This window comes from Mycobacterium sp. (assembly GCF_039583785.1).
Taxonomy (GTDB): Bacteria; Actinomycetota; Actinomycetes; order Mycobacteriales; family Mycobacteriaceae; genus Mycobacterium.
The window spans coordinates 1-6,908 of sequence record NZ_JAVKSG010000107.1 but is presented as its reverse complement, the minus strand read 5'-3'; the positions used below and the strand labels follow the sequence as shown (position 1 = coordinate 6,908).

The 6,908-nt window shown below is 67.2% G+C and carries 7 protein-coding genes and 1 pseudogene; 5 read left to right on the top strand and 3 right to left on the bottom strand.

The features are described from left to right. Nucleotides 1-520: 520 nt before the first annotated feature. Nucleotides 521-1,426 (bottom strand): SDR family oxidoreductase, encoded by a 906-nt coding sequence (locus tag ABDV69_RS19430; RefSeq protein ID WP_343577308.1) that lies wholly within the window; start codon nt 1,424-1,426, stop codon nt 521-523. An 11-nt stretch (nt 1,427-1,437) separates the two neighbouring features. Further along, entirely contained in the window at nt 1,438-2,223 is a 786-nt protein-coding gene (locus ABDV69_RS19425) for an SDR family oxidoreductase (protein WP_343577306.1), read from the bottom strand. Nucleotides 2,224-2,309: 86 nt separating this feature from the next. Between ABDV69_RS19425 and echA20 the strand changes: the two genes are divergently transcribed. The 5 genes and pseudogenes from echA20 to ABDV69_RS19400 form a co-directional block, all read left to right on the top strand. After that, nucleotides 2,310-3,053 carry a (7aS)-7a-methyl-1,5-dioxo-2,3,5,6,7,7a-hexahydro-1H-indene-carboxyl-CoA hydrolase gene (gene echA20, locus ABDV69_RS19420; protein ID WP_343577304.1) on the top strand — a complete coding sequence of 248 codons (744 nt, stop codon included), beginning with the start codon at nt 2,310-2,312 and terminating at the stop codon, nt 3,051-3,053. After that, a complete protein-coding gene (ipdA, locus tag ABDV69_RS19415; RefSeq protein WP_343577302.1) occupies nt 3,050-3,934 on the top strand; it encodes a cholesterol ring-cleaving hydrolase subunit IpdA in 885 nt (294 codons plus the stop codon). Before echA20 ends, ipdA begins: the two co-directional genes overlap by 4 nt. Then, nucleotides 3,931-4,674 (top strand): cholesterol ring-cleaving hydrolase subunit IpdB, encoded by a 744-nt coding sequence (gene ipdB / locus ABDV69_RS19410; protein WP_343577300.1) that lies wholly within the window; start codon nt 3,931-3,933, stop codon nt 4,672-4,674. The genes ipdA and ipdB overlap by 4 nt, the downstream gene beginning before the upstream one ends. Continuing rightward, nucleotides 4,671-5,729, top strand: coding sequence for a (3aS,4S,5R,7aS)-5-hydroxy-7a-methyl-1-oxo-octahydro-1H-indene-4-carboxyl-CoA dehydrogenase (gene ipdC, locus ABDV69_RS19405; protein WP_343577298.1), 1,059 nt, complete (start codon nt 4,671-4,673; stop codon nt 5,727-5,729). The genes ipdB and ipdC overlap by 4 nt, the downstream gene beginning before the upstream one ends. Before the next feature lie 630 nt (nt 5,730-6,359). Then, nucleotides 6,360-6,602: pseudogene (locus ABDV69_RS19400) on the top strand (2Fe-2S iron-sulfur cluster-binding protein); the annotation flags it as partial. 115 nt (nt 6,603-6,717) lie between these two features. Here the strand turns inward: ABDV69_RS19400 and ABDV69_RS19395 are convergent. Next, the coding region (locus ABDV69_RS19395) for a DUF559 domain-containing protein (protein WP_343577296.1) at nt 6,718-6,908 on the bottom strand (191 nt) is incomplete at its 5' end.

Below are 6,908 nucleotides of genomic sequence, written 5' to 3'. Positions count from 1 at the left end.
AGCCGACGCCGGACCTCCGCCGGCAGAGCAACAACGCCCCGTGACTGCACCCCTATATATCCATGAAAGGTCATCACAACAGTGTCTCAGGTCTGCCGCAATACAGCAATACAGCCTTGCTGCGCTGATGGCGCTCGGTCCGCACCTTTTGGGCGCCTCGGGGGGTAGATTTCCGACTAATGGGCAAGGTGAGATAGCTTTGCCGTTTGTCGCCCGCCTACCGGTGATTCAGTATGTGCGGCAGAGGTTTCGGCGTGGCGGCGGCATCGAGTGTGCGCTCAGGGTTTTCAGTGTGCGCACAGGGCGGAGCGCCGCGGCGTGTCGCCGCCCGGGATACACACTCGACGCACCGGGCCGCCAGTAAGGGGGTTGATCGCCGGTTGCTAACAAACGGCGAAGGCGTGGGCCGACGACGAGTGATCGACGCGTCGCGTCACACGATGCTGCCCTGCTCCCGACCGACATTGGAGTCGAGAAACGGTAGCCGGCAACGACTCCCAATCGAAACGCAGTCGATAGATCAGGCCCCGTATACCGGAACGGGCGTCCGTGACTTGGCCAGCAGATCGGTGACCACTGGCCCCAACTCGGCGGGATCCCAGCGGGCTCCCTTGTCGATCTGCGGTCCGTGCGCCCACCCCTCGGCGACGCCGATCTTGCCGCCCTCGACCTCGAACACCCTCCCGGTGATGTCGCGGGATTCGTTGCTGCCCAACCACACCACCAGCGGTGAGATGTTCTCCGGGGCCATCGAATCGAAATCGTTGTTTTGCGTGGCCATCATGTCGGCGAACACCGTCTCGGTCATCCGGGTCCGGGCCGACGGCGCGATCGCGTTGACCGTGACGCCGTAGCGGCCCATCTCCGCGGCGCCGACCAGAGTCAGTGCCGCGATGCCGGCCTTGGCCGCACTGTAGTTACCCTGCCCGACGCTGCCCTGCAAGCCCGCACCGGAGCTGGTGTTGATGATCCGCGCGTCAACGGTTTTGCCCTCTTTGCTCTGCCCGCGCCAGTACGAGGCGGCGTGCCGCATCGCGGCGAAGTGGCCTTTGAGATGTACGGCGATAACGGCGTCGAACTCTTCTTCGCTGGTGTTGGCCATCATTCGGTCGCGCACGATGCCGGCGTTGTTCACCAGGACGTCCAAGCCGCCGAAGGTGTCGACGGCGGTTCGGATCAGAGCGGCGGCTTGGTTCCAGTCCGCGATGTCGGAGCCGTCGGCGACGGCTTCGCCTCCGGCAGAGACGATTTCGTCGGCCACGCGCTGCGCGGCGCTGCCGCCACCGGCCGGCGAACCGTCCAGGCCCACACCGATGTCGTTGACGACGACGCGAGCACCCTCGGCCGCGAAGGCCAGGGCGTGCGCCCGCCCGATACCGCCGCCCGCTCCGGTGACGATGACGACACGGCCGTCGACTACTCCCACTGCTGACTCCTTTACTTGATCGCGCTGGCGTTGGTGGTGGCCAGATAATGCGGCGGTTCGCCGCCGCCGTGCACCTCCAGCGAGGCGCCGCTGATGTAGGAGGCCGCGTCCGAGGCCAGAAACGCTGCGGCCCAACCGACGTCGGTGGGGGTGGCGAGTCGCCCGAGCGGCACGTTCTTCGAAATCGCGGCGATCGACTCGGCGTCGCCGTAGAACAACTCCGCCTGCTCGGTCTCGACCATGCCGACCACGCAGGCGTTCACCCGGACCTTCGGGCCCCACTCGACCGCGAGTGTTTGAGTGAGGCTTTCCAGGCCGGCCTTGGCCGCGCCGTAGGCCCCGGTTCCCGGTGATGGCCGGCGGCCGCTGAGGCTGCAGATGTTGACGATCGACCCGCCGCTCGGCTGATTCCGCATCACATCGTTGGCGTGCTGGGAAACCGACAGCGCGCCAAGCAGATTGAGTTCGATGATTTTGCGGTTGAACGTCGCGCTGGATTCCGCGGTCAAGACGAACGGCGAACCGCCGGCGTTGTTCACCACTGTGTCGAGGCGGCCGTGCTTGCCGACGATCGCCTCGATCATGGCCTTGACGGCGTCGTCGTCGCGGATGTCGCAGGGGTGGAAGTCGTAGCAAAGGCCTTCGACGTCGCGCCGCGCGCAGGTGACGACGGTGGCGCCTTGCTGGGCGAATACCTCGCTGATACCCGCGCCTACCCCTCGAACGCCGCCGGTCACCAGCACGACCCGGCCGGTGAGCCCGAAGTTGAAAGCGGGCCCTGGGTCGGCATGAGTCACTGTGCTAGCGTACCAAGCAAGTGCTTGCTTAGGTAATCGTCCCCCAACGCCCCCGTCGTCCCCCAAGGAAGTGGTCGAAGATCTCGATGACAATCACGTCACGCACCGTGGAGACGGGGATCGTCGCGGTCACCGTCGACTACCCTCCGGTCAACGCCATCCCATCGCGCGGCTGGTTCGAACTCGGCGAGGTCCTGACCGCCGCCGGCAACGATCAGAGCACGCACGCGGTGATCCTGCGCGCCGAGGGCCGCGGCTTCAACGCCGGCGTGGACATCAAGGAAATGCAGCGCACCGAAGGCTTTACCGCGCTGATCGACGCCAACCGCGGCTGCTTCGCGGCTTTTCGCGCGGTCTACGAGTGCGCGGTGCCGGTGATCGCGGCGGTCAACGGATTCTGCGTCGGCGGCGGCATCGGATTGGTCGGCAACGCCGACGTCATCGTGGCTTCCGACGACGCCACCTTCGGCCTGCCCGAGGTGGAGCGCGGCGCACTGGGCGCGGCGACCCATCTGTCGCGACTGGTGCCACAGCACCTGATGCGGCGACTGTTCTTCACTGCCGCCACCGTCGACGCGGCGACGCTGCACCACTTCGGCTCGGTGCACGAGGTGGTGTCGCGCGCGGAACTCGACGAAGCCGCGCTGCGCATCGCGCGCGACATCGCCGCCAAGGACACCCGGGTGATCCGAGCAGCCAAGGAGGCGCTGAACCTGATCGACGTCCAGCGGGTCAACTCCAGTTACCGCATGGAGCAAGGGTTTACCTTCGAGCTCAACCTCGCCGGGGTGGCCGACGAGCACCGCGACGCGTTTGTGAAGAAGCAATGACCGACAAGAGAACCACTCTCGACGACGCCGTCGCGCAGGTACGCAACGGCATGACGATCGGCATCGGTGGCTGGGGGTCGCGTCGCAAGCCGATGGCATTCGTGCGCGCGCTGCTGCGCACCGACGTCAAAGACCTGACCGTGGTGACCTACGGCGGCCCGGACGTGGGCCTGCTGTGCTCGGCGGGCAAGGTGAAGCGGGTCTACTACGGCTTCGTCTCACTCGACTCGCCGCCGTTCTACGACCCGTGGTTCGCCAAGGCCCGCAGCAGCGGAGCGCTCGAAGCCCGCGAAATGGACGAGGGCATGCTGCGCTGCGGATTGCAAGCCGCGGCACAACGCTTGCCGTTCTTGCCGATTCGCGCCGGGCTGGGCAGTTCGGTGCCCGACTTCTGGGAAGGTGAACTCAAGACGGTCACCAGCCCCTACCCGGCACCCGGCGGTGGCCACGAGACGCTGCTCGCGATGCCCGCGCTCAACCTGGACGCCGCGTTCGTGCATCTCAACCTCGGCGACGAGCGGGGCAACGCCGCCTACACCGGCATCGACCCCTATTTCGACGACCTGTTCCTGATGGCCGCGCAGCGCCGTTACCTGTCGGTGGAACGTATCGTCTCCACCGGAGAGTTGGTCAAAGCCGTTCCGCCGCAGGCGTTGCTGGTCAACCGGATGATGGTCGACGGTGTGGTCGAGGCACCCGGCGGCGCGCACTTCACCACCGCGGCACCGGACTACGGCCGGGACGAGAAGTTCCAGCGGCACTACGCCGAAGCCGTCGCCACCGACGCGAGTTGGCAGGCGTTCGTACAGACCTATCTGTCCGGTGGCGAGGCCGAATATCAAACGGCCGTGCAAAAATTCGCCGAGGAGGCAGCACAGTGAGCACTCGGGCAGAGGTGTGCGCAGTAGCCTGCGCCGACCTGTTCCGCGACGCGGGCGAGATCATGGTCAGCCCGATGACCAACATGGCGGCGGTGGGTGCGCGACTGGCCCGGCTGACGTTCTCGCCCGACATCGTGCTGACCGACGGCGAGGCGCAGTTGCTCGCCGACACTCCGGCGCTGGGCAAGACCGGACCGGTCGAAGGCTGGATGCCGTTCGGCCGGGTGTTCGAGACGTTGGCCTGGGGCCGCCGCCACGTGGTGATGGGCGCCAATCAGGTTGACCGCCATGGCAATCAGAACATCTCGGCGTTCGGGCCGCTGCAGCAGCCCAAGCGGCAGATGTTCGGGGTCCGCGGCGCGCCCGGCAACGCCATCAACCACGCGACCAGCTACTGGGTGGGCAACCACTCCAAGCGGGTGTTCTGCGAGACCGTCGACGTCGTCTGCGGTGTCGGCTGGGACAACGTCGATGACGATAACCCGGCGTTCCGGTTCGCCAACACCTACCGGGTGGTGTCCAACCTCGGCGTGTTCGACTTCGGTGGCCCGGACCGCACGATGCGCGCGTTGTCGCTGCACCCCGGCGTCGCGGCAGACGAGGTCCGCGACAACACGTCGTTCGAGGTGCACGGACTCGACGGTGCCGACGAATCGCGGTTGCCGACCGACGAAGAGCTGCAGTTGATCCGCGAGGTTATCGACCCGAAGGCGCTGCGGGACGGGGAGATACGCTGGTGAGATTGCGTACGCCGCTGACCGAGCTGATCGGCATCGAGCACCCGGTGGTGCAGACCGGCATGGGCTGGGTGGCCGGCGCGCGCCTCGTGGCGGCCACGTCGAACGCGGGTGGGCTGGGCATCCTGGCCTCGGCCACCATGACGCTCGACGAGCTGGCCGTCGCGATCGGCAAGGTCAAAGCCGCCACCGACAAGCCGTTCGGTGTCAACATTCGTGCCGACGCCGGCGATGCCGGCGACCGGGTCGACCTGATGATCCGCGAAGGCGTGAGGGTCGCCTCGTTCGCGTTGGCGCCCAAGCAGGAATTGATCGCCCACCTCAAAGAGGCCGGCGCCGTGGTGATTCCGTCGGTCGGCCTGGCCAAGCACGCCCGCAAGGTGGCCGCCTGGGGCGCCGACGCGGTGATCGTCCAGGGCGGCGAAGGCGGCGGGCACACCGGGCCGATCGCCACCACGCTGCTGCTGCCCTCGGTACTGGACGCCGTGAGCATTCCGGTGATCGCCGCCGGCGGCTTCTTCGACGGCCGCGGCCTCGCCGCCGCACTGTCGTACGGCGCCGCCGGGGTGGCGATGGGTACCCGCTTCCTGCTCACCTCGGATTCCACCGTCCCCGACGCGGTCAAGCAGCGTTACCTGCAGTCCGCCCTGGACGGCACCGTCGTCACCACCCGGGTCGACGGGATGCCGCACCGGGTGCTGCGCACCGGCCTGGTGGAGAAGCTGGAAAGCGGCTCACGGGCAAGGGGTTTCACCGCAGCGGTGGGCAACGCCGCGAAGTTCAAGAAGATGTCGCAGATGAGCTGGTCTGCGATGATCCGCGACGGCCTGGCGATGCGGCACGGCAAGCAGCTGACCTGGTCGCAGGTGGTGATGGCGGCCAACACCCCGATGTTGCTGAAAGCCGGCCTGGTCGAGGGCAACACCGACGCCGGCGTGCTGGCGTCCGGGCAGGTGGCCGGCATCGTCGAGGACCTGCCGTCGTGCGCGGAGTTGATCGATGCGATCGTCGCTGATGCGGTCAAGCACCTGCAGGCCGCGGCCGCGTTGGTGGAGTGACCTCAAGACTCCACGACCATCAATGTGTGTCGGGTCGGGTCGCGGAACCAGAACATCGGTGGAACCGGTTCGGCCATTCGCGCCATGTCCGCATCGACGTCGACGCCGGTCTGCATCTGACCCGGACCGGCGGCTCGGACCCGCTCACCGTCCGGGAAGCGACTCGGCGGGTGGGAGTTTCGCCGAACGCGAGGCATTGCTGCAAGCCGTTGCGACGGCGATCCAGCACCGAATGGCGACGCGGATGCGAACGCCGATGCGCCGACGCGGCTCAACTGAGCTGCTGCGAGCCGTCGGCATTGGCTACATCAAGTTCGCCCTGGACGAGCCAGGGTGGTTCGAGGTCGCATTCTTCGGAGTGGGCCGCTGCGTCACGCCCGTCGCCGTGACGTTGACGCGCTCGCTGAGGGATCGAGCGACGGGCACCCGCCGACTGTGTAGGTTGTGGCGAAAATTCAGCCAATCGGCGGTCATAACCTGCACGCTCGACGGAATGCGTTACAACCGCTCAATGGTCGTGACGTTGGCGGTGCCGCCGACTTCGCAGATGGTCTGCAATCCCGCTAGCCCCGCGCACATCCACCTCGAGTTGTTCTATGGGTACACCGCCGCCCCGGCGGCCGAGCGCCATCGGGTCAGCACGACACGTTCGATCTGGTGCCCGGCGACTCGATTCTGGAAGGCGCGCTGCAGCGCCGCGGCGATGTGCCGTACGCCTGCATGGGCGGCGCCTGCGGCACCTGCCAGGCGAAACTCGTCGAAGGCCAGGTGGACATGGACCACAACTTCGCGCTGGGCAAGGCCGAGCTCGACGGCGGTTACATCCTGACCTGCCAGTCGCACCCGACGACGCCACACGTGGCCATCGACTACGCCTGGGCCGGCGCTTGCCCCCACCCCCGCGCGCGACCCACCCCCGCGCGAGTGTGCATCTCGCGACGCGACACGCCGCTGAGCCGTCGTGGATTGCACATTCGGCGCAAGAAAGTCACGGACGCCACCCCGCGGCTTCCATGGCGGCAACGACGCGGGCCACGAACGTTGCCCGCCGGTATCGAAGCAGGTTGCTGCTGACCCTGATGATCACCCAGCCCAGCGCGTGCAGCGCGCTGTAGCGGTCGATGTCCCGATCCCGCTGCCCGGCGTCCGTCCAATGCTGGGGGCCGTCGTACTCGATGC